Here is a 25463-nt window from a genome sequence, read left to right as displayed (position 1 = left end):
GGTCATTCGAGGAAGGCCGACGGGGGCCGCAGGCCTCCCGTCGTGCCCGCGTCGGCGCCCTGGGCCGCGCCCTGGCCGGTTCCCTGTGAGGTGCCGGCCTGGTTGCCCGCGGAGGTGCCGGCCTGGTCGCCCTGGGTGGTGCCGCCGTTGTTCTGGCCTCCCTGGGTCTGGCCTCCCTGGGTCTGGCCCCCGTTGTCCTGACCGCCGTTGTTCTGGCCGCCCTGGTTCCGGCCCCCGTTGTCCTGGCCGCCCTGGTCCTGCCCGTTGGTCGGATTCGGCGGGGTCGGGCGGGTGGGTCGGCCGGGGGAGGTCGGGGTGCGTTCGCCCGGCGCCGTCTCCTGCGGGGACTCCGATTCGAAGCTCGGCGGCGGCGGTGGCTGGGCCGCGCCCGGCTGGAGTTCCAGGTCGAAGTCGACGGGGTCGGTGCCCTCGAGGGCGGTCTTGGTGTACGCGGCCCAGATCCGGGCCGGGTAGCCGCCTCCGCCGATGCGGGATTCGCCGAGGGCGCCGTACAGCGACTGCAGGGCGCCGGTGTCGGGGTCCTGGCCCATCATCGCGACCACCGTGACCAGGCCCGGGGTGTACGCGGCGAACCAGGCCGAGCGGTCGAGTTCGCCGGTCCCGGTCTTGCCGGCGGCCGGGTGGCCGGCGGCGAGGGCGGCCGTGCCGGTGCCGTTGTCGACGACGCTGACCAGCATGGAGGTGGTGGTGTCGGCGGCTTCGCGGCTGACGGCCTGGGTGGGGGTGCGCTCGGGCAGGGCGATGGTGTCGTCCTCCTTGGCGATCTTCTCCAGGAAGGTGTAGGGGGTGCGCCGGCCGTGGTCGGCGAGGGTCGCGTAGGCCTGGGTCATGTCCAGGACGCTGGCCTGCATGGTGCCGAGGGCCATGGCGGGGCCGGGGTCGAAGTTGGGGGTGTTCTCGGGGATCCCGAGGGCGACGGCCGTCTCCTTGACCTTGAGGGTGCCCACGTCGACGGCCATCTGCGCGTACACGGCGTTGACGGAGAGGTCGGTGGCGGTGTTGACGGTGATGTTCCCGTAGCTGACCTGGCCCTCGTTCTCGGGGGCGAAGCGGATCCGGCCGCCGACCACCGGGCGTTTGTTGTCGCCGTTGTAGAGGGTGTAGGGGGTGATCCGACGGCCGTCCTGGGTGCGGGAGTCGTTCTCGACGGCGGCGGCGAAGACGAACGGTTTGAAGGTGGAGGCGACCTGGTAGTCGTGCCGGGTCGCGTTGTTCACGTACTGCTTGGTGTAGTCGATGCCCCCGTAGAGCGCGACGACCTTGCCGGTGGCCGGGTCGATGGAGACCCCGCCGGCCCGCACCACCCGGTCCGCCGTGCGCTTCTGCGGGTCGAGCTTGGCGGTCATCTGGTTGTCGACGGCTTCCACGAAGGCGTTCTGGCGGCGCCTGTCGATGGTGGTGGTGATGGCGTAGCCGCCTTCCGCGAGGGTCTTGTCGTCGAGGATCCTGTTCTCGGTGATGTAGTCCTTGACGGCCTCGACGAGGTATCCGCGCTGGCCGGAGAGTCCGGCGGCGGCGCGGACCTTGCCCGGTTCGGGGAACTGGGTCGTGGCGCGTTCGGCGTCCGGCAGCCAGCCCTGCTTGACCATGCCGTCGAGTACGTAGTTCCAGCGGGCGAGGGCGCGGGGGCGGCTCTGGGGGTGTGAGACGACGTCGAAGGCGCTGGGGGAGTTGAGGAGGGTGGCGAGGTAGGCGCCCTCGGCGGTGGTGAGTCTGCCGACGTCCTTGCCGTAGTAGGCCTGGGAGGCGGCCTGGATGCCGTAGGCGTTGCGGCCGAAGTAGCTGGTGTTCAGGTACCCCTCGAGGATGTAGGCCTTGGACTTCTCGCGGCCGAGTTTGATCGCGATGAAGGACTCCTTGACCTTCCGCTTGATCGTCTGTTCCTGGCCCAAGTAGTAGTTCTTGACGTACTGCTGAGTGATCGTCGAACCCGACTGGGTGCCCTTGCCGGTCGCGGTGTTCCAGGCGGCGCGGAGCATCGCCTTCGGGTCCACCGCCCGTTCGGAGTAGAAGTCGCGGTCCTCCGCGGCCAGTACGGCCTCCTGGACGGTGCGCGGGATCTGCGAGAGCGGGACGTTGACGCGGTTGACCTCGCCGTCGCGGGCGAGCTGGGAGCCGTCGGAGTAGAGGTAGACGTTCGACTGGGCGGTCGCGGCGGCGTTGGCCGGCGGGATGTCCACCAGCAGGTATCCGGCGACCAGGGCGCCGCCGAGCAGCAGGGCCAGGAGCAGGACGGCCCCCAGGGCCGTGCGCCAAGTGGGCAGGAGGCGGCGCCAGCCGGTCCGTTTGCGCCGGGCCTTCTTGGCGGGTCTGCCGGGCCCGGGGGATCCGCCGGGACGGCCGGGGCCGCGTTCCTGCGCCCGCGGGCGCCCTGGTTCGTCGGGTGTGTCCGGGTCGCGAGGGGTCCAGCCCGGTGGTGGTGACTGGTCGCTCATCTCCAGGGCTCCTCGACGCCGTGCGAAATATCCACTTCTGTACCTCATGGTGTCTACCCGATTGGCCGCCGATTCCGCTCCGGACGGGGGTAAATCGGTCGCGTGGCTCGCCCCTCCGCACTAAGCTCGCGCGCTTTGGCCGACGTAGGAACGACCTGGAAAAGGGAGGGATACGGTGCTTCAGCGAGTGCGTCTCTACCTGGCGGTCGCGGCAGGCGGGTTCCGGCGCTACGCGACCTACGGGACGGCGACCGCGGCCGGGGTGTTCACCAACACCGTGTTCGGTTTCATCGTCGCGTACACGTACATCGCCCTGTGGGACGAGCGGCCCGGGCTCGGCGGCTACGACCAGGCTCAGGCCCTGACCTTCGTGTGGGTCAGCCAGTCGCTGCTCGCCGCCGGGGCGCTGATCGGGGGCGGGTTCCAGGAGACCTTCCAGGAGCGGGTCCGTACGGGTGACATCGCCGTCGACCTGTACCGGCCGGCGGACCTCCAGATGTGGTGGCTGGCGGCCGATCTGGGGCGGGCCGCCTTCCAGTTGGTGGGGCGCGGGGTCGTCCCGCTGGTGGCCGGGGCGCTGGCCTTCCAGCTGGCGCTGCCCGCCGATCCGGTGCGCTGGCTGCTGTTCCTGGTCTCGGTCGTGCTAGGGCTGGTGGTGAGCTTCGCGCTGCGCTACCTGCTCGGGCTGGCCGCGTTCTGGCTGATGGACGGTGCCGGGATCAACCTGATGGCACAGGTCGTCACGATCTTCTTCTCGGGGGTGCTGCTGCCGCTGACCGTGTTCCCGGGCGGATTCGGCGAGTTGGTGCGCGTCCTGCCGTGGGCGGCGATGCTCCAGGTGCCGATGGACGTGCTGCTGGGGAAGCACTCCGGGGCCGGGAGCGCGGCCGGGGCGCTGGGGTTCCAGGCCGGGTGGGCGTGCGTGCTGCTGGGCGCGGGACGGCTGTTGCAGTCGGCGGCGACGCGGAAGGTGGTGGTCCAAGGTGGCTGAGGCGGTGTGGGAACGGGAGCCGGAGCCGCAGCCCGAGCGGCGCTCGCGGCCGGTCCCGGAGCGGGAGTTCGCGGTCGTGGAGGTGCCTCGGCGCGGCCGGGTGCGGGAAGGGCTGCGCGGTTACGGGTTGATCGTCGGGATGTGGATCCGGTCGACGATGACCTACCGGACGTCCTTCTTCCTCGCGGTGTTCGGGAACGCGGCCATCCAGCTGCTCGACTTCGTCGCGATCTGGATCATGTTCCAGCACGTGGACGCGCTGGGCGGCTTCTCGCTGCCCGAGATCGCCCTGCTGTACGGCTCCTGCTCGGCCTCGCTGGGCCTGGCCGACCTGCTGCTCGGCAACACCGACCGGATCGGCCTGCGCGTGCGCGACGGCTCGCTCGACACGATGCTGGTGCGTCCGGTCCCGCTGCTCGCGCAGGTCGCGGCGGACCGGTTCGCGCTGCGCCGGCTGGGGCGCATCACGCAGGGCTTGGTGGTGCTGGGCTGGGCGGTGTCGGTGCTGCCGGTGGACTGGTCGGCCGGGAAGGTGCTGCTGGTACCCGTCATGATCGTGGCGGGGGCGGCGATCTTCGGGGCGGTGATGGTGGCCGGGGCGGCGTTCCAGTTCGTGGCCGGGGACGCGGCGGAGGTGCAGAACTCCTTCACGTACGGCGGCAACCAGATGCTCCAGTACCCGCCGACGATCTTCGCGAAGGACCTGCTGCGCGGCGTGGTCTTCGTCGTCCCGCTGGCCTTCGTCAACTGGCTGCCGGCGCTGTACATCCTGGGGCGGCCCGATCCGCTGGGGCTGCCGGGGTGGGTGGCGTTCCTGAGCCCCCTGGTGGCCTTCACGGTGTTCCTGCCCGCGTCGCTGGCGTGGCGCGCGGGAGTCCGTTCGTACCGAAGCACGGGGAGCTAGCTGTGGTGGGTGTGGCTGTGGCGGATGCGCTGATCTCGCTGGACGGGGTCGAGAAGGTCTTCGACGTACGACGCCGGGTGGGCCTGATGCGCCGTGAGAAACGCCAGGTCAGGGCGGTGGACGGGATCAGCTTCGAGGTGGCGCGCGGTGAGGTGGTCGGCTACATCGGGCCCAACGGCGCCGGCAAGTCGACCACGATCAAGATGCTGACCGGCATCCTCACCCCGAGCGGCGGCCGGCTGCGGGTCGCGGGCATCGACCCGGCGCGGGAGCGGATGCGGCTCGCGCACCGGATCGGAGTGGTGTTCGGGCAGCGCACGACGCTGTGGTGGGACCTGCCGCTGAAGGACTCGTACGGACTGATGCGGCGCATGTACCGGATCCCGCGGGCGCGGTACGAGGAGAACCTGGAGCGCTGCGTGGAGCGGCTGGACCTGGCCGAGCTGCTGGACGTGCCCGTACGGCAGCTGTCGCTGGGGCAGCGGATGCGAGGGGACATCGCGGCGGCGCTGCTGCACGATCCTGACGTGCTGTACCTGGACGAGCCGACGATCGGCCTCGACGTGGTGAGCAAGGCGAAGGTACGGGGCTTCCTGCGGCAGCTGAACGCGGAGCTCGGCACGACGGTGCTGCTGACCACGCACGACCTCCAGGACATCGAGCAGCTGTGCGAGCGGGTGATGGTGATCGACCACGGGCGGCTGATGTACGACGGGCCGCTGGCGGGACTGCACGCGGCGGGGTCGGCGGGGGAGAGCGAGCGGACGCTGGTGGTCGACCTGGAGCGGGAGCTCGGGCCGATCGAGGTGGAGGGCGCGCGGGTGGTGAAGGTGGAGGGGCCGCGGCAGTGGCTGGCGTTCCCGGCGGGGGCTTCGGCCGCGCCGCTGGTGGCGGCGGTGGCGGCGCGGTATCCGCTGTCGGACCTGTCGGTGCGGGAACCGGACATCGAGGACGTGATCGCGCGGATGTACGCGGGGCGGGGGTAGCAGGCGGGGGGGGGGGCCCGGGGGAAATCGGGGGCACCCCGGAGACCGGCGGGGGTTGAAGCCGTACAACTCCCCGGGTTCCGTGCATAGGCTGGTCCGCATGAGTGACGAGCGGCCGGAGAAGCCGTTGCCGGAGCTGAGGGCGTCGGATGCCGACCGGGACCGGGTGGTGGAGCGTCTGCGGGACGCCGTCGCCGAGGGCCGGCTCGACATGGAGGAATTCGAGGAGCGGCTGGAGGCGGCGTACAAGTCGCGTACGTACGCGGAACTGGAGCCGCTGACCCGGGACCTGCCGGCGGCGGGGACGCCGTCGCCGCTCGCGGCGCCCGCGGCGGCCTCGGGTGCGTCCTGGCCCGCCCGGATCGGCGGGCGGGGGACGTCCGCGACCGGGGTCGCGGTCATGTCGGCGTTCCAGCGCAAGGGCGCGTGGACGGTGCCCGCGCGCTTCGACGCGGTGGTGTTCTGGGGCGGCGGGGAGCTGGACCTGCGCGAGGCGAGCTTCGCGGAGCAGGAGGTGGTGATCAACTGCGTCGCGATCATGGGCGGCATCGAGATCACCGTGCCGCCGGGCGTGGAGGTCGACGTACGCGGCTTCGGCCTGATGGGCGCGTTCGACCAGCGCGACACCCCGGGCCCGAGGACCCCGGGCGCCCCCCGGGTGGTCGTGACGGGCCTGGCCTTCTGGGGCGGCGTGGAAATCAAGATCAAGCCCCCGAGAACGCCACCGCCGCCGTTGCTGCGGAAGTAGTTGTGGGCGGGGGTCGGGTTGGGGCGGCCGGGGCGGCTGGGGGTGCCCGACAGGCTGCGGTGCTCGGGCCGTCGGGCCGTCGCGGCACGGTGGGGGAGCGGCCGGAGTGAAACGGCGACGACCCCGGGCCCCGAGCTCGGTCCGGCAAGCCGCGCGCGGGCCGGAAGCCGGACGGGGACGGGCCACCGGGCCTCGGTTTCCAGGCTCGGACGCGGCACCGCGGAACAGTGAGGTCCGGTGCGGCGGAGAGGAGGCCCGGCGGACGGCACGGTGACCGGGAGCGGAAGCTCGGCGTCCGAGCCGGCCCGGCTGGCAGCCGGCCCCCCTCACCGGGCTCGGTGGCCGGGCCGGAGGAGGGTCGGCTGCCGGGCTGGAGCAGGGTCGGCTGCCGGGCCGGAGGAGGGTCGGCTGCCGGGCTGGGGCAAGCCCCAGGCGCCGGACCGCGCGCGGGCCAGGGCGCCGGTGTCCGGCCCGGTCTGGCTTCGGGTCCGGATGCCGGAGCCCGAACCCAGGCCCGGAACCGCACCCCCCGCGGGAGCGAAACGGCGTGCCGGGAACTCCTCGCGCCTCCCAGTAGTCGGATGCTATGCAGACAAAACCGGCGCCCCCGGGGGAAGGCAGGACCACGTGGACCACCGCACCAGCGCCGGAGGCACAGGCGCAGCACCACCGCCACCGCCACCGCCCCCGACACCACGACGGGCACAGGCAGCGGCAGGCGCAGCGGCAGCCGCCCGCGGCGCGTTCGTCTTCAGCGCCGCCGACGAGGAGCGCCGCCGCGGCGTCCGCCGGATGAAGGCCACCGCCACCGGCCTGCTGGTCCTGGTCGCGCTGGTCTACGTACTGGCCAAGTACGCCCAGCACGCCTGGGGAGCCGGCGGCTGGGCCGGATACGTCGCGGCCGCCGCGGAGGCCGGCATGGTCGGCGCCCTCGCCGACTGGTTCGCCGTCACCGCCCTGTTCCGGCGCCCCCTCGGCCTGCCCATCCCGCACACGGCGATCATCCCGACCAAGAAGGACCAGCTCGGGATCTCCCTCGGGGAGTTCGTCGGCGAGAACTTCCTCTCCGCCGACGTCGTCAAGGCCCGCCTCCACTCCCTCGGCATCGGCGGCCGCCTCGGCGCCTGGCTCGCGGAGCCCGCGCACGCCGAGCGGGTCACCGCGGAGCTGGCCACCGCTCTGCGCGGAGCGCTGACCGTACTGCGCGACGCCGACGTACAGGCCGTCGTGGGCGAGGCCGTCACCCGGCGCGCCGAGACGGCCGAGATCGCGCCGGGCATCGGCAAGACCCTGGAGCGGGTCGTCGCGGACGGCGGCCACCACCGCGCCGTCGACCTCGTCTGCGCCAAGGCCCATGACTGGCTCGTCACGCACGGGGAGTCGGTGATGGACGCGGTCCAGGGCGGAGCGCCGGGCTGGACCCCGCGGTTCGTGGACCGCAAGATCGGCGACCGCGTGTACAAGGAGCTGCTCCGCTTCGTCACGGAGATGCGGGACATGCCCGAGCATCCGGCGCGCGGGGCGGTGGACCGCTTCCTGACGGACTTCGCGGCCGACCTGCAGTCGGACACCGAGACCCGCGCCCGCGTCGAGCGGCTCAAGTCCGAGCTGCTGGCGCGCGGCGAGGTCCAGGACGTGATCGCGTCCGCCTGGACCGCGATCCGCTCGATGATCATCTCGGCGGCGGAGGACGAGCAGAGCGAGCTGCGCCTGCGGGTGCGGTCCTCGCTCATGTCCCTGGGGGCGCGGCTGGCCACCGACGGCCGGCTCCAGGACAAGGTGGAGGGCTGGATCGAGGGCGCGGTCGTGTACGTCGTCGCCAACTACCGGACCGAGATCACCTCGCTGATCACGGACACGGTGGCGGGCTGGGACGCCGAGCACACGACCCGCAAGATCGAGGCCCACATCGGCCGGGACCTGCAGTTCATCCGCATCAACGGCACGGTGGTCGGCGCCCTGGCGGGCCTGCTGATCTACACGGTGTCCCACGCGTTCGGCGCGTAAGCGCCGACGCCGGACCCGAGCCGGCCTCGGCCGCGGTCAGGCTCCGGCCCCGGTCGGCCGGGCCAGGGCCGCTGTGGGGCCGGCCGAGCCCCGGCATCAGCGGGCCGGGCCGCAGCCGCAGCCGGGCCCTGCCTTCAGCGGCCGGGGCCTCGCCCGCAGCGGCCGGGGCCTCGCCCGCAGCGGGCCTCCGCCGCGGCCAGGCCTCCGCCGCGATGGGCCGGGCCTCGGCCGTAGCCGGGCCTCCGGCCGGGCCAGGGCCGCAGTCGGGTCCGGGCCGGACCTCGGCCGCGATCCGCCCTAGCCGCGGTCGGCGACGGCCCAGGACGCGGCGGCCACGACCCCGGCGGCACCGAGGACGGCCGGCCACGCGCCGATCTTCTTGGCCAGCGGGTGCGAGCCCGCGAAGCCGGCCAGGTACAGGGCGCCGAGCCCGGCCGCCGCGGCCGCCCCGCCCCGGCGGTGCCACTCGCGTCCGGCGGCGAGCCCGGCGGCGCCGAGTACGACACCGCCCAGGGGCCGCTTCTTGGTCCAGCGGGCGACGGCGTAGCCGCCGACCAGCCCGGCGGCCGCCACTGCGGAACTCGGTACCCGCGCCATGTCGAACCCCTCGCTCTTCCCGGTCATATGAGTCGCCTGTCTGCCGTACGAGGCTAACGCGGCCGCCCGGCCATCCGGCGGGTGCCCAGGATCCACACCACCACGACCACGGCCCCGCCGATCAGGGCGTCCGGCACCGCGTCCCGTACGGCGCGCGGCAGCAGGGCCACGACACCGAGGACGAGAAGGAAGGCGAGCGCGCACCGGCCGGCCGCCCGAAGCAGTCTGTCCACGGCTGCTCAACGCGGGCGCGGGCAGGGCGACACGGAGGGCGGGGAGGGGATTTGTCGCACACTCGCCGGATCCGTGCGGTGTGCGCCCCATGGAACCCGAAGGGCATACATTCACTCTCCCCACCCAAAGGGAAAAATCCGCTTAACCCAGGAGCCAGGACATCGTGATCTGCTACGGACAGGCCGTCCTCGACCTCGTGGACGAACTGGTCGACGCCTACGCCGACGTCTTCTCCGGTCCGCCCTGGAACGAGGACGAAGAAACCATTCGCCAGTTCGCCGCCCGCCTCCCGGCCGATGCCCGGCGCGCGGGCTTCCGTACGGCCCTGGCCCAGTCCGCGGCCGGCATCGACGGCTTCGCCACGGGCTGGATCACCCGGGCCACCTTCCCGAAGAACCGCGCGTACGCACAGGTCGCGGCGCAGCTGGGCCCGGAGCGGGTGCGGGAGCTCCTGATCGGCGCGCTGGAGATAGACGAACTCGCCGTACGCCCCTACGCGCGCGGCCGCGGCACGGGCCGCGCCCTGCTCACCGAGATCACGGCCGACGCCCCGGACCGCCGCGCCTGGCTGCTGACCTCCCGCCTGGCCACGGACACGGTGGCCACGTACCGCCGCCTGGGCTGGCACGAGGTCAAGGCCCGCCCCGGCACGGAGACGGGCGTGATCGTCTTCCTCTCCCCGGACCACCCGAACCGCTGAGGCCCGGTGTCCGCCCCACCCCGGCGGGGCATACCCGCGGCATGATCACACCCAGCAACCCCCAACAGCCCACCCGAACCCCCCACTCGGCACACTCCCGACCAACACGCCAGCCCCGCCGCCCCGACCAGAGCCCACGGCTTGTGCAGCCCACACGAGGCCGCCAGCCCGGGCCCGGCCAGCCCCACCCACCCCACCCGACCACCCCACGCCCCACCCCCCCGCAAGCCACTTCCCGGCACCCCCAACACCCCCACCCCCACCACTCCCGCCAACCCCCCGCCCCCCGCCGCCAACTCAACCTGGCCACGCGGCACCAGCTCACCGCGGCCGGCGTGCCCGACGGCACGATCACCTCGCGGACCCGACCCGGCGGCCCCTGGCAGCGCTTACTACCCCGTGTCTACCTCCTCCAGACCGGCCCCCCGGACCAGCGCCAACGCGCCCTCGCCGCCGTCCTCTACGCCGCCGAGCCCGCCTCCGACCCCCTGTCCGGCGACACGGCCGCCCTCACCGGCGCCGCCGCACTCGCCCTGCTCGGCATCCGCGAAGCCCCGTACGGCCCGGCCGCCCCCACGGACGTCCTGATCCGCGCCCCGCGCCGGCTCACCGGCGCCCCGGGGGTCCGCCCGCTGCCCACCTCCCGCTGGCCGCGCACGATCACGGTCTGCGGCATCCCCAGCACCCGCCCGGTCCGTGCGGCGGCCGACTTCGCCGCCCGCGCCGCGGACGCCGACCACATCCGCTCGACCCTGGCGCAGGTGGTCCAGGCGGGCTGGTGCCACCCGCAGGACCTGCACGCGGAACTCCGCGCCGCCCGCCTCCTCACCCGCCCCGCGATCCGCGCCGCGGCCTCCGAACTCCTCGTCGGGGTCCGCTCGATCGCCGAGGCCCAGGCCCGGGACGTCCTCACCGCGACGGACCTGCCCACCCCCCTGTGGAACGCCCGCCTCTACACCCCGGACGGCACCTTCCTGGCCAGCCCGGACGCCTACTGGCCCGACGAGGGCGTGGCCCTGGAGATCGACTCGGCGGAGTATCACTACACCCGCGACGCCTGGCACGCCACCCTCCGCCGCCGCCTGCGCCTGGAGTCCCACGGCATCCTGGTGATCAGCGCCACCCCCTCGATACTCCGCGACACCCCCCAAGAGGTCCTCGCGGCCCTCCGCACCCTCCTCACCCCCCGCCCCACCCCACCCACAGCCCTGGCCCGCGGCCACAGCCAGCTGGCGCTGTTCCGGTAAGAGAGGACTTCGCCGGCTCAACGAATCTCCTTCCGTGTGCGGCGCGCCCCAGGTCGCGGGGTGTGATCATTGGGGGGCGTACGGCGGCGCGTTGGCATGATGTGTCCATGGTCAATCGTTCAAGCTCGGTGAAATTCGGAACGCCCGAGGGCGTGGCAGAAGGCGACTGGTTCAAGGGGCATGCGGAACTCCACGCCGCGGGGCTGCACCGCTTCAGTGGCCGCGGTATCAGTGGGGTCGAAGCGACGAGGGAAGTCGGATCGTTTACACCGGGGAAGGTGGCCGCGACCGTCATACGGGGAGGATGGTGGCGGACCAGACCCTCGGTGAATCGGGCAACGCAGCCCTCGTCATGTCGCAGGCGAAGGGACATCCGGTCCGAGTGATCGAGGGGCTCGGCGTCACGGGCGGGAAGCGCCGGCGCGCGACCAAGGGGTACATGTACCGGGGGCTCTACCGCGTTGCCGAGCACTGGTTGACGGTGGGGCAGGAGGGGTTCCGGATTTGCCAGTTTGAATTGCTCAAGCTTGAGCCGGGACAGGTTCCTGTTCCGCAGGCGGTCGACCCGTTGGCTGGCGCTGAGACGGCATTTGAAGAACAGGCCCGGCGTTACGTTTCTCAGGACCGATTGGTGCGCGACTCCAAGGTCGTGAGCGAGGTCAAGAGGATGTACAACAACACCTGTCAGGTGTGTAGCCTGCGGCTGGTCGTCTCTCTGGAGGGCGAGGCGTACAGCGAAGGGGCGCACATACAGGCTGTTGGCACACCGCATTTCGGTGCCGACAGGATTGAGAACGTCTTGTGCCTATGCCCTAACTGTCACGCCCTCTTTGACCGTGGGGCGCTTCAGCTGACCGATGAACTCCATGTGGTTGATGGACTCACCGGTCAGTTCCGCGCGCCCCTTGCACGAGTCAAGGGGCACAACATCGGCGTCGAGTTCGCGCGCAAGCACCGAGAACGGTGGGCGAACCGGCTCCCGTAGCCGACCCCTGCGCATCTCTTCAACGCCCGTGGCACTCCGCGTACGGCTTGCCCGAGGTGCACCAGCAGGGGTTGGTCGGGGTGGGGGGCCAAGGGGTGGCCTTGCCGCGGGCTGCCAGGGTTGTGGCGTATTCGGCCAGGAGGGAGGGGGAGGCCGGGGAAGTTCGTTCCGACGCGGCGAAGGCTTCGTACGACGGGACGCTCGCCGTGACGATGCCGAGGTTCGTCGTGCCCGAGGCGGCGAGGGCGCGGAGGGAGGTCTCGATCTCCCGCAGGTGGGCCTCGTGCGAGGGGTACTCGGCGGCGAGCGTGGGGTACGAGGTGAGGAGTTCCGCCAGTTCGCGGGTCGGCCAGTGCAGGATCGCCACCGGGAAGGGGCGGGAGAGCGCGGCGCGGCGGTCGCCCAGTTCGGCTCGCAGGCGCGCGATCTCGGCGCGGAGTTCGGCCGGGTCGTCGGAGCCGAGGGCCCAGATGCGCTTCGGGTCGTGGAGTTCGTCGAGCGGGATCGGGCCGATGTGGCGGGTGTCGGCGACCATGTCCCAGTCGTCGTGCGGCAGTCCGAGCAGGCGGCGCACGCGGTGGCGGCCCGTCAGGAGGGCGGTGGTGGCCGGGGTGAGCGGGTCGTCCTCCGCGATCAGGAGGGTCGCCGCCTCGGTGAAGCAGTCGTGCGCGGCCTCCAGCTCGTCGTGGGCCTCGAGGGCTTCCGCGATGACCTCCCAGGGCGCCGGGTCCTTGGGGGAGGCCGTGCGGATGCCCGAGATCAGGGCGCGGGCCTCCGCTTCGTGGCCGTACTCCCAGAGGTTCGCCGCCTGCAGGGCCTTGATCAGCTGGGGGTCGGCCGGTGAGGCGGAGAGGAGCTGGTCGTACAGCGCGCTGGCGCGGTCCCGGGCGTCTGCCAACTCGAGGTGGGCAGCGGCCTGGAGGAGCAGCGGCTCCTGGTCCTCGGGATAGCGGGTCGCCGTGCGGATGAGGCGCTCGGCTTCGGCGATGTGCTCGGCAGGCGTGTCAGGGCGCATGGATCACACCGTACTGCCGCTGGTCAGTTGACGGGGGAGGACTTAGGGTGCCGCCCGTGCGGGATCACATACCTGTGGTGGTTCAGGGGAACGGCCGGCGGGCGCGCCGGGCCGGTCTGGCGGGGGCGCTGTGGGCGGCCGCCGAGCTGACCGTCACCGTGGGGGTGGTGGTCCTGTTGCTGGTGGTGCACCAGGTGTGGTGGACCAACCGGCAGGCCGTCGCCGCCGCGCAGGAGCAGGTCAGGGCCCTGGAGAGCGGCTGGGCCCGTGAGCCGGACGGTCCTGTGGAGGAGCCCGTCCAGTCCGTCGCTCCCGCTCCTGCCGGTGAAGCGGAGAGCGGAACCGGGGCGCCGTCGTCGTCGCCGGAGCCGTCGGCCGGCGCGCCGGCTCGTGCTCCGGCCGCCCGGCCGCCCGCCCGGGATCAGGCGTACGCCGTGCTGCGGATCCCCCGCCTCGGCCTGACCGTGCCCGTCGCGCGGGGGATCGACAAGCGGGCCGTGCTCGACAAGGGGTACGCCGGGCAGTACCCGGGGACCGCCGGGCCCGGGGAGCGGGGGAACTTCGCGCTGGCCGGGCACCGCAATACGCACGGGGAGCCGTTCCGCTACATCAACCGGCTGCGGGCCGGGGACGAGCTGATCGTCGAGGTGCGGGGGCGGCGGTACACGTACGTCGTGGGGAAAGTGCTCGGTGAGACGACCGAGCGGGACGTCGGGGTGATCGCGCCCGTGCCGCGGAGCCTGGTGAAACCGGAGTACGGGTACGGCGAACCCGGTGCGTACATCACGCTCACCACCTGCACGCCCGAGTACAGCTCCAAGTACCGGCTGGTGGTGTGGGGGACTCTGAGGTCCTGATCCCGGGGCCCTGACCGCGAGGTCCTGTCCCGTCCGGCTGTCAGTGGGTGCGGTTAGTATCGATCGCAAGGCGCGGGTCTCGTACGGAGGTTCGCGCGGGGGAGTGGAAGGGGGAGGTCCGTATGGCTCGGCGCTTCCTCCTGCTGTGCGCCCGGACGTCGCTGGTGCTGGTGCTGCTCGGGGCAGTCCTCGCGCTGTTCGCCGGGGAGGGCGGGCTGGGCGCGGTCGTCGTCGCTCTCGCCGCCACCGTCGCCGTGGGCGCCGAGGCCCTGGCCGCCGTCGCGCGTCTGGCGCGGCCCGTGCCGCCGCACCGCATACGCACCGCGATCCGTGATCGCGAGCAGCGCACGGCGTTCCTGCCGCAGCGCGATCCCGATGCCTCGGGCCGGTCGCGGCCCAGGGCTCCCGGCCGTCTGGTTTCGACGGCCGCGTAGGGGCGCGCAGTACCTTCTCGCTTCTCCGACTCTGATCACTGTCGTGTCCCTCGCGGGTCGTCACGCCGAAATGCATGTCCTGCATCTCTTTCGACGTCGACGAGACCCTTCGGAGGGCCCGCGTGTCCGTTTTCATCCATCTTGTTGTCGAGCTGGGCCGGCTTCTCGAGCCGGTTCTGGCCGAGTCCGCGACCGCTGCCGCGATCGTGCTGTTCACCGTGCTCGTGCGGCTCGTGCTGTATCCGCTGAGCCGGGCCGCCTTTCGTGGCGCGACCCCGGCGGCGGGGTGTCTGCCGGTGCTGTTGCAGCTGCCGGTGTTCTTCCTGATGTACCAGGCCTTCTCCTCGGGCGACGAGCTGCTGGCGCACCGGCTGTTCGCCGCTCCGCTGGGCGCCCGATGGACCGAGGCGCTGGGGGAGGGCGGGCTGCTCGGGGCGCAGGGGCTGGTGTTCCTCGGGCTGTTCGCGGCGATCGGGGTGGTGGCCGCGTGGAGTGCGGTACGGGGGCGCCGGGCTGCCGCCGAGGCCGCACTCGCGCCTGCCCGGCCCGTCCCGGCCGGTATCAGCGCCGAGCAGCAGGAGGCCATGCGCAAGCTGGGCGGCGTACTCCCGCTGCTGTCCTTCGGCACGCTGATCACAGCTGCCGTGGTGCCGTTGGCAGCCGGGCTGTACCTGCTGACCACCACCGCGTGGGCGGTGGCGGAGCGCGCGTGGCTCCAGTCCCGCGGAGCGGCGTGCGGAGCGGGTGGCCCGGCCGCTGGCCCGGCCCCTAGCCCGGCCGCTGGAGCGGCCGGCGGAGTGGGGAGCGGAGCGGCCAGGGTGGGGGTTCGGCGAGGCGGTGGTGGCGGGCGTCGGGGAAGGGGTGGGCGGAAAAGTGCTGGAAGGCGGCGTTCCAGTCTGTGAACAGGGTCTTGCGGATTGGTCGGACTTCTTGGAGGATCGACCAATCCTCCGATGGCCGCAACCCATCGGCCGGCGCCTGGGCCCGCCCATGCGCCGACCAGCCACGACCACGGGAGAATGCCCATGAAGCTGCTGCGTGTCGGACCCGTCGGGTCGGAGCGCCCCGCGCTCCTCGACCAGGACGGCACCCTGCGTGACCTGTCCGGCCTGATCACGGATGTGGACGGCATTCTCCTCGCCGACGACTCCGTGCTCTCGCGGGTACGGGACGCGGCGGAAGCGAGCGACCTCCCGGCCCTGGGCGCCGAAGGGCTGCGGATCGGCGCGCCGGTCGGCCGCATAGGCAAGATCGTGGGCATCGGGCTGAACTACTTCGGGCACGCGGCCGAGATCGGCGCGGAGCCGCCGGCCGAGCCGATCCTGTTCCTGAAGGCCGCCGACACCGTGGTCGGCCCCGACGACACCGTGCTGATCCCGCGCGGCAGCGTGAAGACCGACTGGGAGGCCGAGCTCGGCGTCGTCATCGGCAGCACCGCCCGCTACCTGGCCTCCGCCGAGGAGGGCCTCGCGCACGTCGGCGGATACCTGCTGGTCAACGACGTATCGGAGCGCGAGTTCCAGATCGAGCGCGGCGGCACCTGGGACAAGGGCAAGAACTGCGAGACCTTCACCCCGCTCGGCCCTTGGCTGCTCACCGCCGACGAGATCCCGGACCCGCAGGTCCTGGACGTGAAGCTGTGGGTCAACGGCGAGCTCAAGCAGGACGGCAACACCGCGGACCAGATCTTCCCGGTCGGCGAGGTCGTCCGGTACCTGAGCCAGTTCATGACCCTCTACCCGGGCGACGTCATCGTCACCGGCACGCCCGCCGGCGTGGCCATGGGCCAGCCGGAACCGAAGCCGTACCTGCGGGCGGGCGACGTCGTGGAGCTGGAGATCGACGGCCTGGGCCGTCAGCGCCAGGAGTTCAAGGGCGCGTAGCGAGCCGGACATGCGGAAAACGGAAGGGGCGGGCTGCCCTCGGCAGCCCGCCCCTTCCGCGGTGTTCGCGGGGTTGCGACCCGGTGCGGGGGTCCGGCGGGAACCCCGGCTCAGCGCGGCGTGGGTTCCGGCCCACAGCGCCATCGCCGTCCGCCCCGGACGCGCCGATTCCTGTGAGCGTCGGCTCACAGCTCGACGACGACTCCGTCCCGCGACGAGGTACGGGCCGCCTCCAGTACCTCGAGGCAGTGCGCGGCCTCGTACGCCGTGACCGGCGCGGGCCCGCCGTCGCGCAGGGCCGCGGCGACCGCCGCGTAGTACGCCGGATAGTCGCCCGGGGCCGTCCGTACCGGGGTTCCGGCGCCGGTCAGCGGGGACTCGCCGGAGCCCAGCCGCCCCCACAGGTGCTCGGGCTCCTCGCCCCACGGCGCGTCCGCGCCCGGCCGCAGCCCGTCGCGCAGGGCGCCCTCCTGCGGGTCGAGGCCGTACTTCACGTAGCCGGCCCGTGAGCCCAGGACGCGGAAGCGCGGGCCGAGTTGGGCGGTGGTGGCGCTGACGTAGAGGTGGGAGCGGACTCCGTTCGCATGCGTGAGGGCGATGAAGGTGTCGTCGTCGGTCTCGGCGCCCGGCCGGCGCGCGTCGGCCTCCGCGTAGACCCGTACCGCCGGGCCGAACAGCACCAGCGCCTGGTCGACGACGTGACTGCCCAGGTCGTACAGCAGGCCGCCGATCTCCTCCGGGGCGCCCGACTCGCGCCAGCCGCCCTTGAGCTGGGGGCGCCAGCGCTCGAAGCGGGACTCGAAGCGCTGGACCTCGCCGAGGTCGCCGTCGGCGAGGAGCCGGCGGACGGTGAGGAAGTCGTTGTCCCAGCGGCGGTTCTGGAAGACGGACAGGAAGGTGCCGGTCCGCTCGGCGAGGGCGGCGAGCTCGCGCGCCTCGGCGGCGGTGGCGGCCAGCGGCTTGTCCACGACGACGGCGATCCCCGCGGTCAGGGCGGCCGTGGCGAGCGGGACGTGCGTCCGGTTGGGCGAGGCGATCACGACGAGGTCGAGGGCCTCGGCACCGTCCGCCCGCTTCCACAGCTCGTCGGGCGAGGTGGTGATCCGGACGTCGGGGAACTCGGCGAGGACCTGCTCCTGCCGGCTCGGGTCGGAGGTGACGACCGTGTCGAGGACGAGCCCGTCGGTGGCGGCCACGAGGGGGGCGTGGAAGACGGAACCGGCGAGTCCGTAGCCGATCAGGCCGACGCGGAGGGGCGTGGCGCGGGGGGAGGCGGGGGCGGTGGCGTTCATGGAAACTACTTTGGCAACAGTGTTGCCGAAGTGCAAGGAGGGTGGACAATGGGCAGGTGAACAGGGGAAACGGGGACGGCGGCGGCAGCAGCGAGAACGGCGGCGGGGGTGGGTGCGGGCCCGGGTACGGATACGCGCACGGCCCCGGCCGGGGCGGCGTGAACCTGCCGGCGTTGCGCGGGCACAACGAGGCGCTCCTGCTGGACCTGCTGCGCGGCGCCGGGCCCGCGGGCCTGGGGCGCACCGAACTCGCCGCGCGTACGGGGCTCACCCCGCAGGCCGTCAGCAAGATCACCGCGCGGCTGGGCGGGGAGGGGCTGATCGCGGAGGCCGGCCGTGCCGTCTCCACCGGCGGCAAGCCGCGCACCCTGCTCCGGCTGGTGCCGCAGGCGCGCTACGCGGCCGGGGTGCACCTGGACCGTGACGAACTCCGGGCGGTACGGGTGGACCTGGCGGGCACGGTCGTCGCGCAGAGCCGGGGCCCGCTGGACTTCGGGGCCGGTCCGGACGCGGTGGTGGAGGAGGTCGTACGGGCGCTCGCGCGGGTCGCGGACCCGGGCGGGCAGCCGCTGCTGGGGGTCGGTGTGGCCGCGCCGGGGCCGCTGGACCACCGGGCCGGGGTGATGGGCCGGGTGACGGGGTTCCCGCGGTGGGAGGGGTTTGCGTTGCGGGAGGTGCTGGCGGGGCGGCTGGGGGTGCCGGTGCTGCTGGACAAGGACACGAACGCCGGTGCGGCTGCGGCTGCGTCTGACGCGGCTGACGCTCCGGGCGGATTTCGCGGCGCCTCGGTGTACGTGCACGTCGGGTCCGGGCTCGGGGCCGGGCTGCGGTTGGGCGGGGAGGTCTACCGGGGCGGGCGTTCGGGGGCGGGGGAGTTCGGACACCAGGTGCTCCGGCTGGACGGGCCGCCGGGCCGGGGCGGGGCGCGGGGGTGCGCGGAGGTGCTGTGCCTGGAGGCGGTGGCTCGGGGGGATCGGGCCGGGGCCGCGCGGATCGGGGGGGGGGGGGCCGCGAATCTGGTGGCGCTGCTGGATGTGGAGCGGGTGGTGCTGGGCGGGCGGGTGGTGGCTCGGGCGCCGGAGGTGTTCCTGGACGGGGTCCGGCGGGTGATCGCGGTGCGGGGGGCTGGGGCGGGGCCGGTGCGCGTGGCGCTGGCCGGGGCGGGGGTTGCGGAGGGGGCGGCGGAGTTGGTGCTGGGGCCGGTGTTCGGGCGCGTGGGGTGACGCGCGCCGGCGCGAGGCCGGGCCCACTGACCTGGGCTCCGCCCCCGGGCCCCGCGCCTCAAGCGCCGGCGGGGCTGGGTTTGGCCCGGCGGGGCTGGCTTTGGCTGGCTGGGTGGGTGCGGCTCAAGGATCTGGGGCTCCGCCCCGGGCCCCGCGCCTCAAGCGCCGGCGGGGCTGGGTTTGGCCCGGCGGGGCTGGGGTGGGCCCGGCTGGGGTGGGCCCGGCGGGGCTGGGTGGGGCGTAGGGGTTCTTGACGGTTTGCGCCGATTGGGCGTAAACCGTAGGGGCTTGAGCGTGGTGGGAGTGGTGGTGGTGACGGGGCGTGCGAAGGTGCGGGCTGGGCGGGGTGATTGTCACCTCGTCCTACCATCGCCCCGTCCGGTGAGCAGCGAAGCAGCGAAGGGTCTTCCATGCGACTGCGCAAAGCCCTTGCCCTCGGCGCCGTCCTCTCCGCCGCCCTGGTCGCCGCCACCGCATCCACCGCCGGCGCGGACATCGGTACGGGCGGCGGCGCCCGCCCGGCGCCCGCCTGGCCGTCCCGCGCGCAGGCCACCTGCGGGGACGGGAAGAGCACGGCCTTCCCCATCGGGGCCCGGATCCGCGGCGGGCCGGCCGTGTACCGCACCGGTGGCGGGCCGCAGACCTGGTACCTGGACCTGACCAACACCACGAACTCCCTCTGCACCGCGATCCACCCCGTCGTCGTCCTCACCGACAAGGCCCGCGCCCTGCGCCCCGCCCACCTGCGGATGGAGTTCGACACCCCGAGCGGAACCCTCCCCGTCAGCCTGGAGCGGAGCGACCGCGACGAGATCATCGCCGTCTTCGACGGCGGGTCCGCCTTCCCCGGCTTCACCGTCGCCGCGGGCGGCTCGCTGACCGTGCGGGTCGGCCTCGCCTTCGCGTCCGACGCGCCCACCGGCGAGGTCCTCGCGGACGCCGCGCTCGTGCGGCGCAAGGGCGACGACGGCGAATGGATCGGCGAGGCCGCGGGCTACCGGTTCACCGTCGAGGGCCCGCAGGCCCCGCTCGAGGCGGGTTCGCTCGCGCACACCGGGCCCCGCGAGCGGGCGTACGGGGCCGGGGCCGTGGCGGCGCTCGCCGTCGGCGGCGGGCTCGTGATCGGGGCCAGGCGGCTGCGCGCCCCCGCCCGCTGATCCGGCCGTCCGACCCTTCGGCGTACTCGCCCGCCGACCCGCCCGCCCCCCGGTCCCGCCCGTGGATTCGCGTACACCCGCCCCGCATAGAGTCCCAGCGTGGATGAACAGACCCAGCACCACCGTCCGGGCTCGCCCGTCCGCTCCGGCATCCCCGAGCACGGCCGCATCCCGAAGTACTACGCCGTCAAGGCCCGCATCGCCGAGCTCCTCGACGAGCTCGGCGAAGGCGGAACGCTGCCCACCGAGCGGGATCTCGCCGAGCGGTACGGGGTGTCCCGCGAGACCGTCCGCCAGGCCCTGCGCGAGCTGTTGCTCGAAGGCCGTCTGCGCCGCGCCGGCCGGGGGACCGTCGTCGCCGGACCGAAGCTGGAGCAGCCGCTGTCGCTGGCGAGCTACACTGAAGGGGTCCGCCGCCAGGGCCGCCGCCCGGGCCGCCACCTCATCGGGCTGGAGCGCTTCCCGTGCCCGCCCGACCTCGCCCCCGGCATCGGCGCCGAGGCCGGTGAGCCGGTCTGGCACCTGGAGCGGGTCCTGCTGGCCGACGACGAACGGGTCGGCCTGGAGAGCACGTACATCCGAGCGGCCCGGGCGCCCCGGCTCGACAGCGATTTCCAGCCGGACTCCTCCTTCTACGGCTACCTGCGCGAACGCCTCGGCATCTCCTTCGGCGACGCCGACGAGAAGCTGGAGACGGTCCTCGCCACACCCCGCGAGGCCCTGCTGATCGGCACCCCGCCCGCTCTCCCCATGCTGCTCATCCACCGCTTCTCCCGGGACCAGGACGGCCGGCCGCTGGAGCGGGTGCGTTCGCTCTACCGTGGCGACCGGTTCAGCTTCACGACCCGACTGCGGCCCGAGTAGACCCGCACGGACCGGTCCACAACCCAGGGAAGGGAGCCGTACTGATATCACAGAAAGGTAACGGGTCTAGTCCAAGCTTGGGAGGCTGTTCACCACCCCGTCGCCCACCCGATCCCCCCGGGTCGCGGGCCGCGCCCACCGTGGACGCCGTGAGAGTCATAGTCGTCGGAGGCGGCGTGGTCGGCACCATGCACGCCTGGCAAGCAGTCGAACGCGGCCACGAGGTCGTGCAGATCGAGCGAGAGGCGGAGGCCCGCGGTGCGTCACTGCGCAATTTCGGCCAGATCTGGGTGAGCGGAAGAGCCGGCGGTGAGGAACTCGACACCGCCCTGCGGGCCCGTGAGCTCTGGGAGCGGATCGGAGAGCGGGTCCCGGGCCTGGGATTTCGCGCCATCGGTTCCCTCACCCCCGTCCGCAACGCCCGCGAGTACGCGGTCGCCGAGGCGGCCGCCGCCCGCCCCGACGCCGCCTCCCGCGGCTACGAGCTGCTCACCGCCGCGGAGGCCCGAAAGGCCAACCCGGCCCTGCGCGGCGCCTTCGAGGCCGCCCTGTGGTGCGAGCGGGACGCGGCCGTCGAACCGCGCACCGCGCAGCTCCGCCTGCGGGAGGCCCTGAGGGCCACCGGCCGGTACACCTTCCTCCCCGGCCGGGAAGTCCGCGAGGTCACGGGCCCGGGCGCCGTCCGTGACGACCACGGCGACGTCCACCGCGGCGACGCCGTCGTCCTGGCCACCGGAGCCTGGCTGTCCGGTCTGGTCCGCGAGCTGGTCCCCGGCTTGCCCGTGCGCCGCGTCCGGCTGCAGATGATGCAGACCGCCCCGCTCGGCGAGCCGCTGACCACCTCCGTCGCGGACGCCGACAGCTTCCGCTACTACCCGGCCTACACCTCCCCGGCCCTCGACGCGCTCAACTCCGCGCAGGCGCAGGCGCCGGTCGCCGCCGCGCACGGGATGCAGCTGCTGATGGTCCAGCGCCTGGACGGCGCACTGACCATCGGTGACACCCACGAGTACGAGCACCCCTTCGCGTTCGACACCCTCGAAGACCCCTACGAGCACCTCACCGAGGTGGCCGAGTCCTTCCTGGGCCGCCCCCTGCCGAAGATCAGGCACCGCTGGGCGGGCGTGTACGCGCAGTGCACCGACACCACCCGCGTCGTCCACCGCCAGCAGGTGGCCGACGGCGTCTGGCTGGTGACCGGGCCCGGCGGCCGCGGCATGACCTGCTCGCCCGCCCTGGCCGAGACCACCGCGAACGAACTGGGCTGGTAAGTCAGATGACCGAGAAGAACAGCACGGACAACCGCACGCACCACCTGATCGTCCTGGACATGGCCGGCACCACCGTCGCCGACGGCGGCCTCGTCGAGCGGGCCTTCGAGCGCGCCGCCGAGCGCCTCGGCGTCGAGCCGGGCAGCGCCGGCCACGCCGAGAAGCTCCAGTACGTGCGCGACACCATGGGCGAGTCGAAGATCTCCGTCTTCCGCCACCTCTTCGGCACGGAGGAGCTCGCCCGGCGCGCCAACTCCGCCTTCGAGGAGGCGTACGGGGAACTCGTCGACGGCGGCCTGGTCACTCCGCTCCCCGGAGCCCGCGAGGCCATCGAGAAGCTCCGCGCCGACGGCCGCACCGTCGCCCTCACCACCGGCTTCGCCCGCGTCACCCAGGACGCCATCCTCGACGCCCTGGGCTGGCAGGGCCTGGCCGACCTCACCCTCTGCCCCGCCGACGCGGGCGGCCGCGGACGCCCGTACCCCGACATGGTGCTGGCCGCGTTCCTGCGCACGGGCGCCGTGGACGACGTACGCGAGATGGTCGTCGCGGGCGACACCGCCTACGACATGCTCAGCGGCCGCCGCTCCGGCGCCGGGATCGTGGCGGGCGTCCTCACCGGCGCCCACGACCGCGCCGCCCTGACCGGGCACGGCGCCACCCACGTCCTCGGCTCCGTCGCCGAACTCCCTCAGCTGCTCGCGGAGTCGGCGTGAGCGGCATCCGCTTCGACGGGGTCAGCGTCGCCTACGGCGGTACCACCGTCCTGGACCGCCTCGACCTGACCGTCGAGCCCGGCGAGGTGATGGCGCTGCTCGGCCCCTCCGGCTCGGGCAAGACCACCGCGCTGCGGGCGGTCGCCGGTTTCGTACGGCCCGCCGCGGGCCGGGTCCTGATCGGCGGCCGGGACGTCACCGCCCTGCCGCCGCACAAGCGCGGCATCGGCATGGTCGTCCAGCAGTACGCGCTGTTCCCGCACATGCGGGTCGAGGCGAACGTCGCCTTCGGCCTCAAGGCCCAGAAGGCGCCCAAGGCCGAGATAGCCGGCCGGGTCGCCGAGGCCCTGGAGATGACCGGCATGGCGGCCTACGCCAAGCGCCATCCGCGCGAGCTGTCGGGCGGCCAGCAGCAGCGCGTGGCCATCGCCCGCGCCCTCGCGATCCGCCCGGGCGTGCTCCTGCTCGACGAGCCGCTGTCCGCGCTCGACGCGCAGCTGCGCTCCGGGATGCTCGCCGAACTCGCCCGCCTGCACCGTGAACTGCCCGACGTCTCCATCCTGTACGTCACCCACGACCAGGTCGAGGCGCTCACCCTGGCCGACCGGATCGCCGTCATGGACAGGGCCCGGCTCCAGGACTGCGGGGCCCCGCAGGAGCTGTACCGGGCGCCGCGCACCGAGTTCACCGCGTCCTTCGTCGGCAACGCGAACCTGCTGCCGGTCACCGTGGCGGAGGGCGGGGCGCTCTTCGCGGGCCGCCCGCTGGTTCTCGACCGCGGCCGGGCCGTGCCGGGGTCCACCGCGACCCTGTGCGTACGGCCGCACCTGCTCGGCCTCGGGGACGGCCCGAACGCGCTGAGCGGGCGCATCGCCGAGGTCCAGTGGCGCGGCTCGACGCACCGGCTGTACGTCGACGTCGACGGCCACCGCGTGAAGGCGGACCTGCCCGAACTGCGGGAGACGCCCGCGCTGGGGGACCGGGTCACGCTGCACTTCGAGCCGCGGGACGCGGTGCTGCTGGGGGCGGGGGTGTCCGATGCGTGACGCCTCGCGCCCAGCCGCACCCGGGGCGGCCGTGGGCACGCCCCCGGGCGAAGCCCCCGCGGCCACCGGCCTCCTGGTCCCGGCCGGGCTGGCCTCCCGGGAGGCCCGGGGCTCCGCCTCGGACCCCGCGCCTCAAACGCCGGCGGGGCTGAATACGCCCCCGGCGGGGCGGAAGGGGCTGTCGCGGAGTGTGTGGGTGTTGCCGCCCGTGGCCGTGCTCGGGGTGGTGTTCCTGTATCCGCTCGCACTGGTCGTCCAGCAGTCGCTCCGGCCCGAGAACGGCGGCGGCGCCTTCGACGCGTACGCCTCCGTCTTCGCCTCGCAGAGCTTCCGCGACGCGCTCGGGACCACCGTCTGGCTGGCCGTCGGGGCCACCGCCGGATGTCTCGTCCTCGGCTTCGCGCTCGCGCTCGTCATCGCCTTCGTGCCCTTCCCGGGGGCCCGAGCCGTCGCGAAGTTCATCGACGTCTTCCTCTCCTTCCCCTCCTTCCTCATCACCCTCGCGCTCCTCTTCATCTACGGCACCGTCGGCATGGCCAACGGCGTCTGGACCGACTTCACCGGCGCCGCCGACGGTCCCTTCCACTTCCTGACCACGCCGTGGGGCGTCCTGCTCGCGGAGATCACGTACTTCACGCCCTTCGTGATGCGCCCCCTGCTCGCCGCCTTCTCGCAGCTGGACACCGCCCAGCTGGAGGTCGCCGCCGGCCTCGGCGCCCGGCCCGCGCGGATCATCCGGCAGGTGATCCTGCCCGAGGCGCTGCCCGCGCTGGCCGCGGGCGGCAGCCTCGTCCTCGTCATGTGCCTCAACGAGTTCGGGATCGTCCTGTTCACCGGAGCCAAGGACGTCACGACCCTCCCGATGCTCGTCTACGGCAAGGCCATCCTCGAATCCGACTACGCGGCCGCCTGCGTGGTCGCCGTCGTCAACATCGTGATCTCCGTCGGCCTGTTCGGCCTCTACCGGGTGGTGAGCAAACGTGCTGGTGCATAGCGCGACGGGCCGCTGGGCCGTCTGGAGCCTGTTCGGCCTCCTCTTCCTGCCCCTCTTCGCCCTGCCCCTGCTCGTGGTGGTCGCGGCCTCCTTCGCCACCCACTGGTCCGGAGCCTTCCCCTCCGGCCCGACCACGGCGAACTACGCCTCCGCCGTGCGGGGCGAGTCCCTCCAGGCCCTGACCACCAGCCTCGTCACCGCCGTGGCCGCCAGCCTGCTCGCGCTCACCGTCGGCACCTGGGCGGCGCTGGCCGGCGCGGCCCTCGGCAAGCGCGGCAAACGGTCCCTGGACGCGCTGTTCATGCTGCCCGTCGCCGTGCCGTCGGTGGTCGTCGGCCTCGCCGTGCTCGTCGCCTTCAGTCGGCCGCCGCTGCTCCTCACCGGCACCGGCTCGATCGTCGTCCTGACGCACACGATCCTCGTCACGGCGTTCGCCCACCAGTCGGTCTCGGCGGCGATCGTACGGCTCGACCCCGCGTACGAGCAGGCCGCGGCCTCCCTCGGGGCCCGCCCCGGCTACGTGCTGTGGCGGGTCAGGCTCCCGCTCCTGCTGCCGTCCCTCACCGCGGCCGCGGGGCTCTGCTTCGCCCTGTCCATGGGCGAGCTGAGCGCCACGATGATGCTCTACCCGCCGGACTGGATGCCCCTCCCGGTCCGGATCTTCACCGCCACCGACCGCGGCTCGCTGTTCAGCGGGTCCGCCGTCGCGGTGGTGCTGATGGCCACCACCCTGCTCGTCCTGCCGGCCGTCTCCCGCATCCGCACCAAGGCCTCCTACCGCTGACCTCCGTGCTCCCGCCGCACTCCTGCCGATCCCTTGCCGACTCCCTGCCGACTCCCTTTCGCCGTAAGGAAG

Annotated in this window: 25 protein-coding genes; 20 read left to right on the top strand and 5 right to left on the bottom strand. The window is 73.3% G+C overall.

The window, feature by feature from the left end:
• Nucleotides 1-2: 2 nt before the first annotated feature.
• Complete coding sequence (locus BGK67_RS14135) at nt 3-2456, bottom strand: transglycosylase domain-containing protein (RefSeq protein WP_079154174.1); 2454 nt, start codon at nt 2454-2456, stop codon at nt 3-5.
• A gap of 187 nt (nt 2457-2643) precedes the next feature.
• Between BGK67_RS14135 and BGK67_RS14130 the strand changes: the two genes are divergently transcribed.
• From BGK67_RS14130 to BGK67_RS14110, 5 genes are all read left to right on the top strand, one after another.
• Nucleotides 2644-3447, top strand: a complete 804-nt coding sequence (locus BGK67_RS14130; RefSeq protein ID WP_069920424.1) for an ABC transporter permease — start codon at nt 2644-2646, stop codon at nt 3445-3447.
• Nucleotides 3448-3523: 76 nt separating this feature from the next.
• Nucleotides 3524-4351 carry an ABC transporter permease gene (locus BGK67_RS14125; protein WP_069923849.1) on the top strand — a complete coding sequence of 276 codons (828 nt, stop codon included), beginning with the start codon at nt 3524-3526 and terminating at the stop codon, nt 4349-4351.
• Between the two features lie 2 nt (nt 4352-4353).
• Nucleotides 4354-5337 carry an ABC transporter ATP-binding protein gene (locus BGK67_RS14120; RefSeq protein WP_432215449.1) on the top strand — a complete coding sequence of 328 codons (984 nt, stop codon included), beginning with the start codon at nt 4354-4356 and terminating at the stop codon, nt 5335-5337.
• Between the two features lie 100 nt (nt 5338-5437).
• The gene (locus BGK67_RS14115; RefSeq protein WP_079154173.1) at nt 5438-6085 is read left to right on the top strand and encodes a DUF1707 SHOCT-like domain-containing protein; all 648 of its coding nucleotides are present in this window, start codon (nt 5438-5440) and stop codon (nt 6083-6085) included.
• A gap of 627 nt (nt 6086-6712) precedes the next feature.
• Nucleotides 6713-8092 (top strand): DUF445 domain-containing protein, encoded by a 1380-nt coding sequence (locus tag BGK67_RS14110; protein ID WP_079154172.1) that lies wholly within the window; start codon nt 6713-6715, stop codon nt 8090-8092.
• Nucleotides 8093-8389: 297 nt separating this feature from the next.
• Here the strand turns inward: BGK67_RS14110 and BGK67_RS14105 are convergent, their stop codons facing one another.
• Together BGK67_RS14105 and BGK67_RS14100 are read right to left on the bottom strand one after the other, a co-directional pair.
• On the bottom strand, nt 8390-8689 hold the full coding sequence (locus tag BGK67_RS14105; RefSeq protein WP_069923848.1) for a hypothetical protein: 300 nt from the start codon (nt 8687-8689) through the stop codon (nt 8390-8392).
• A 53-nt stretch (nt 8690-8742) separates the two neighbouring features.
• Entirely contained in the window at nt 8743-8922 is a 180-nt protein-coding gene (locus tag BGK67_RS14100) for a hypothetical protein (protein WP_069920421.1), read from the bottom strand.
• Between the two features lie 164 nt (nt 8923-9086).
• Here BGK67_RS14100 and BGK67_RS14095 point away from each other — a divergent pair, with 164 nt between their 5' ends.
• The 3 genes from BGK67_RS14095 (at nt 9087) to BGK67_RS14085 (ending at nt 11855) form a co-directional block, all read left to right on the top strand.
• The gene (locus BGK67_RS14095) at nt 9087-9623 is read left to right on the top strand and encodes a GNAT family N-acetyltransferase (RefSeq protein ID WP_208948695.1); all 537 of its coding nucleotides are present in this window, start codon (nt 9087-9089) and stop codon (nt 9621-9623) included.
• Between the two features lie 335 nt (nt 9624-9958).
• Nucleotides 9959-10870, top strand: coding sequence for a hypothetical protein (locus tag BGK67_RS14090; protein ID WP_069920419.1), 912 nt, complete (start codon nt 9959-9961; stop codon nt 10868-10870).
• 133 nt (nt 10871-11003) lie between these two features.
• The gene (locus BGK67_RS14085; RefSeq protein ID WP_347878454.1) at nt 11004-11855 is read left to right on the top strand and encodes a YDG/SRA domain-containing protein; all 852 of its coding nucleotides are present in this window, start codon (nt 11004-11006) and stop codon (nt 11853-11855) included.
• Nucleotides 11856-11874: 19 nt separating this feature from the next.
• On the opposite strand, the gene BGK67_RS14080 is transcribed toward BGK67_RS14085, so the two are convergent.
• The gene (locus tag BGK67_RS14080; protein ID WP_069920417.1) at nt 11875-12870 is read right to left on the bottom strand and encodes an SEC-C domain-containing protein; all 996 of its coding nucleotides are present in this window, start codon (nt 12868-12870) and stop codon (nt 11875-11877) included.
• Between the two features lie 77 nt (nt 12871-12947).
• Between BGK67_RS14080 and BGK67_RS14075 the strand changes: the two genes are divergently transcribed.
• The 4 genes from BGK67_RS14075 to BGK67_RS14060 all read left to right on the top strand — a co-directional run bounded on the left by BGK67_RS14075 (nt 12948) and on the right by BGK67_RS14060 (nt 16044).
• Complete coding sequence (locus BGK67_RS14075) at nt 12948-13727, top strand: class E sortase (protein ID WP_432215448.1); 780 nt, start codon at nt 12948-12950, stop codon at nt 13725-13727.
• 122 nt (nt 13728-13849) lie between these two features.
• Nucleotides 13850-14161, top strand: coding sequence for a DUF6412 domain-containing protein (locus BGK67_RS14070; RefSeq protein ID WP_069920415.1), 312 nt, complete (start codon nt 13850-13852; stop codon nt 14159-14161).
• A gap of 122 nt (nt 14162-14283) precedes the next feature.
• Nucleotides 14284-15063, top strand: a complete 780-nt coding sequence (locus BGK67_RS14065) for a YidC/Oxa1 family membrane protein insertase (RefSeq protein WP_079154599.1) — start codon at nt 14284-14286, stop codon at nt 15061-15063.
• Between the two features lie 123 nt (nt 15064-15186).
• On the top strand, nt 15187-16044 hold the full coding sequence (locus BGK67_RS14060) for a fumarylacetoacetate hydrolase family protein (protein ID WP_069920413.1): 858 nt from the start codon (nt 15187-15189) through the stop codon (nt 16042-16044).
• 185 nt (nt 16045-16229) lie between these two features.
• On the opposite strand, the gene BGK67_RS14055 is transcribed toward BGK67_RS14060, so the two are convergent.
• A complete protein-coding gene (locus tag BGK67_RS14055; RefSeq protein WP_069920412.1) occupies nt 16230-17336 on the bottom strand; it encodes a Gfo/Idh/MocA family protein in 1107 nt (368 codons plus the stop codon).
• Nucleotides 17337-17392: 56 nt separating this feature from the next.
• On the opposite strand from BGK67_RS14055, the gene BGK67_RS14050 reads away from it, so the two are divergent.
• From BGK67_RS14050 to BGK67_RS14015, 8 genes are all read left to right on the top strand, one after another.
• Entirely contained in the window at nt 17393-18559 is a 1167-nt protein-coding gene (locus tag BGK67_RS14050; protein WP_079154598.1) for an ROK family transcriptional regulator, read from the top strand.
• A 410-nt stretch (nt 18560-18969) separates the two neighbouring features.
• Nucleotides 18970-19716, top strand: coding sequence for a hypothetical protein (locus BGK67_RS14045; RefSeq protein ID WP_069920411.1), 747 nt, complete (start codon nt 18970-18972; stop codon nt 19714-19716).
• A 99-nt stretch (nt 19717-19815) separates the two neighbouring features.
• Nucleotides 19816-20580: a GntR family transcriptional regulator gene (locus BGK67_RS14040; protein ID WP_069920410.1), complete on the top strand. Its 765-nt coding sequence runs from the start codon at nt 19816-19818 to the stop codon at nt 20578-20580.
• Between the two features lie 149 nt (nt 20581-20729).
• Nucleotides 20730-21851, top strand: coding sequence for a TIGR03364 family FAD-dependent oxidoreductase (locus BGK67_RS14035; RefSeq protein WP_069923846.1), 1122 nt, complete (start codon nt 20730-20732; stop codon nt 21849-21851).
• Between the two features lie 5 nt (nt 21852-21856).
• On the top strand, nt 21857-22567 hold the full coding sequence (locus BGK67_RS14030; protein ID WP_069920409.1) for a phosphonatase-like hydrolase: 711 nt from the start codon (nt 21857-21859) through the stop codon (nt 22565-22567).
• On the top strand, nt 22564-23613 hold the full coding sequence (locus BGK67_RS14025; protein ID WP_069920408.1) for an ABC transporter ATP-binding protein: 1050 nt from the start codon (nt 22564-22566) through the stop codon (nt 23611-23613). The genes BGK67_RS14030 and BGK67_RS14025 overlap by 4 nt, the downstream gene beginning before the upstream one ends.
• Nucleotides 23606-24607 (top strand): 2-aminoethylphosphonate ABC transporter permease subunit, encoded by a 1002-nt coding sequence (locus BGK67_RS14020; RefSeq protein ID WP_432215447.1) that lies wholly within the window; start codon nt 23606-23608, stop codon nt 24605-24607. The genes BGK67_RS14025 and BGK67_RS14020 overlap by 8 nt, the downstream gene beginning before the upstream one ends.
• A complete protein-coding gene (locus BGK67_RS14015) occupies nt 24594-25391 on the top strand; it encodes an ABC transporter permease (protein ID WP_069920407.1) in 798 nt (265 codons plus the stop codon). The genes BGK67_RS14020 and BGK67_RS14015 overlap by 14 nt, the downstream gene beginning before the upstream one ends.
• Nucleotides 25392-25463 lie beyond the last annotated feature (72 nt).

This window comes from Streptomyces subrutilus (assembly GCF_001746425.1).
Taxonomy (GTDB): Bacteria; Actinomycetota; Actinomycetes; order Streptomycetales; family Streptomycetaceae; genus Streptomyces; species Streptomyces subrutilus_A.
Note: the sequence above shows the minus strand (reverse complement) of the source record. Positions and strands in the feature narration are given on the sequence as shown.

What these genes read in the sequence shown, in the direction of transcription:
- BGK67_RS14045 (WP_069920411.1), top strand. Translation starts at nt 18,970, where the DNA reads ATGCGACTGCGCAAAGCCCTTGCCCTCGGCGCCGTCCTCTCCGCCGCC.
- BGK67_RS14080 (WP_069920417.1), bottom strand. Translation starts at nt 12,870, where the DNA reads ATGCGCCCTGACACGCCTGCCGAGCACATCGCCGAAGCCGAGCGCCTC.
- BGK67_RS14055 (WP_069920412.1), bottom strand. Translation starts at nt 17,336, where the DNA reads ATGAACGCCACCGCCCCCGCCTCCCCCCGCGCCACGCCCCTCCGCGTC.
- BGK67_RS14070 (WP_069920415.1), top strand. Translation starts at nt 13,850, where the DNA reads ATGGCTCGGCGCTTCCTCCTGCTGTGCGCCCGGACGTCGCTGGTGCTG.
- BGK67_RS14105 (WP_069923848.1), bottom strand. Translation starts at nt 8,689, where the DNA reads ATGGCGCGGGTACCGAGTTCCGCAGTGGCGGCCGCCGGGCTGGTCGGC.
- BGK67_RS14060 (WP_069920413.1), top strand. Translation starts at nt 15,187, where the DNA reads ATGAAGCTGCTGCGTGTCGGACCCGTCGGGTCGGAGCGCCCCGCGCTC.
- BGK67_RS14135 (WP_079154174.1), bottom strand. Translation starts at nt 2,456, where the DNA reads ATGAGCGACCAGTCACCACCACCGGGCTGGACCCCTCGCGACCCGGAC.
- BGK67_RS14115 (WP_079154173.1), top strand. Translation starts at nt 5,438, where the DNA reads ATGAGTGACGAGCGGCCGGAGAAGCCGTTGCCGGAGCTGAGGGCGTCG.
- BGK67_RS14020 (WP_432215447.1), top strand. Translation starts at nt 23,606, where the DNA reads ATGCGTGACGCCTCGCGCCCAGCCGCACCCGGGGCGGCCGTGGGCACG.
- BGK67_RS14030 (WP_069920409.1), top strand. Translation starts at nt 21,857, where the DNA reads ATGACCGAGAAGAACAGCACGGACAACCGCACGCACCACCTGATCGTC.